Annotated in this window: 3 protein-coding genes; 2 read left to right on the top strand and 1 reads right to left on the bottom strand. The window is 38.3% G+C overall.

What is annotated here, in order from left to right; translation table 11 throughout:
- Window positions 1–1,125, top strand: a 1,125-nt coding sequence (locus IE867_RS14380; protein ID WP_192485395.1) for a hypothetical protein, incomplete at its 5' end; no start/stop codon positions are given.
- A 228-nt stretch (window positions 1,126–1,353) separates the two neighbouring features.
- Entirely contained in the window at window positions 1,354–1,941 is a 588-nt protein-coding gene (locus IE867_RS14375; RefSeq protein WP_192485394.1) for a DNA topoisomerase, read from the top strand.
- A 22-nt stretch (window positions 1,942–1,963) separates the two neighbouring features.
- Here IE867_RS14375 and IE867_RS14370 read toward each other — a convergent pair.
- On the bottom strand, window positions 1,964–2,173 hold a 210-nt coding region (locus IE867_RS14370; RefSeq protein ID WP_192485360.1), incomplete at its 5' end, for a transposase.

Genomic DNA, 2,173 nt, shown 5'->3' with positions numbered 1-2,173 from the left:
TTAGGAGTCACTGGCACCACTTCTACTAACGGGATCACTAACACTGGGAATATTAGTACTACTGCAGATATGAGTTCTGCAACTTCAACCGTTTCTGGTGATAGTACGGTAGGAGGTACTTTAGGAGTCACTGGCACCACTTCTACTAACGGGATCACTAACACTGGGAATATTAGTACTACTGCAGATATGAGTTCTGCAACTTCAACCGTTTCTGGTGATAGTACGGTAGGAGGTACTTTAGGGGTTAATGGTGCAGTCACTTTAAATGGTGCAACAGTCATCAATAACTCTTTAGATGTAACCAGTACTTCATTAAATATTGATTCCTCAAATAAAATATTAAAAATGAGTAATGGCACTGCAGATGTTATTCAATTAGATAGTTCAGGAGAAGGTTACTTAAAGGTAGGTCAAAACTCACTTATTTTCGACGGTGCAACCAATACAATATCAGCCACAAGCTCAACAACTTCAGATAACGTAGTTATTAATGGGGAGAATGGGACTATTACCTCTACGGGTGATATTCGAACTACAGCTAGTGGTGCGGATGTTTACAATAGTTACGGTGAATCCATCCATCGTAACGCACAAGCATTACAACAGTTAGGGATAGATCCAACCTCTCGATACACCTCAGCAACAGGGACTGTTACTCTTAATGCAGGCTCAGGGACTATATCAGCTGGTAATGCCACTACTGGGCATCAAACAGTTCAGGTAGATGGGACATCAGGTAATGTAACAATAAACAATCCTACAACAGGTGCTCAAATGATAGAATTAAATGGTAGCACAGGAAATATAACTGCTCAAGGTGATGTATATAACGGAGCAGGACAGTCTATTGGGTCTAATGCTGCAGCCATTGCAACTCTGCAAGACTCTGTCAGTGGCCTAAAAGCAAGCGCTGCTATTAATACAGCATTAACAAGCTTGAACTATGTCGCAGGAATGAATTCTATAGCAATTTCATATGGTACTATGCAGGGTAAAAATGCCCTTGCTATTGGTATGCAAGTTAAATTTGGTGAAAGTAATACTTATATGAACTTTCAAGGTGGTAGTGATTTTGAAGCAAATCAGTTAGGTGGAAGTGTTGGTTTTGCAGTTGGGTTTTAGAGTGCAGTAGGTTCTTTTCCCTTTTGGGGCTCCAGTGCTATAGGCCGAAAAACGTAAAGAAAATATTTGGTCTAACTTATCTCGTGAAATCAGCTAAATTATATTTTGTTTAATTTAACCAGATATTTATATCTCAAAACCCTTATACTCTCTAGCTTCAAGTTTCCTCAGCAGGAGTATAATTTAAGGTAGGTTTTATTATACTTTGAAATCTTGTAGGGATTATACATGACAATTTGCCAAATGTCTGCTAGGATTCTTGTAAATAAAGGCGTTTCAGCCAACTTCTCAAAAAAACTTTACACTTTTCGGCTTATAACACCGGAACCCCATGCTGAAAAAAACATTTACGATCTCATTGTTCGTCAATACATTGCACAATTCATGGGGCAATACGTCTATGACGAAACTGTGCTTGAAATTGTGTGTGAAGGAGAACGATTTAAAACAAAAGGGATTATCCCTGTTGAGCTTGCCTGGAAGAAAGCATTAGCAAAAAATAGCCATACCAGTAAAGATGAAGGCAAGAAAAACAAAAAATCTAGTCAGGAAACACAGCAACAATTACCGGTATTAAACCCTGATGAATCTGTTCATTGTGACAAATTAACAATCAAAGATAAAATGACCTCACCGCCTCAACATTATACTGATGCAACTTTAATTGCTGCCATGAAAAACTGTGGGCGTAAATTAGAGGATGCAGCAGCTAAGAAAATGCTCTCAGAAGTGCAAGGCATTGGTACTGAAGCAACAAGAGCAGATATCATTGAAACACTTAAAGCAAGAAGCTATATCACTAATAACAAAAAGTAGGCTCTACCAGTTTATCCGTTGATTAGATCGCATACTGAACACCGCTGAATCTGAATAAAGCAAGCCCTTCAGTATCTATTTTAATCCGTTGAAAAAAACGTTTGGCATTTTTTAACCCATAGCATCTTCTCGTCAGCACTTTTAACCTGTTATTAAAGCCTTCCACAAAACCGCTACTATTTCGATCAATAAAGTAATTGCTTACCTCTTCAATATGGGTTGTTAATGTCGT

It is taken from the genome of Cysteiniphilum marinum (assembly GCF_014857925.1).
GTDB classification, from domain to species: Bacteria; Pseudomonadota; Gammaproteobacteria; order Francisellales; family Francisellaceae; genus Caedibacter; species Caedibacter marinus.
The sequence above is the reverse complement of the archived record's forward strand: the minus strand, read 5'-3'. Positions and strand labels throughout refer to the sequence as shown.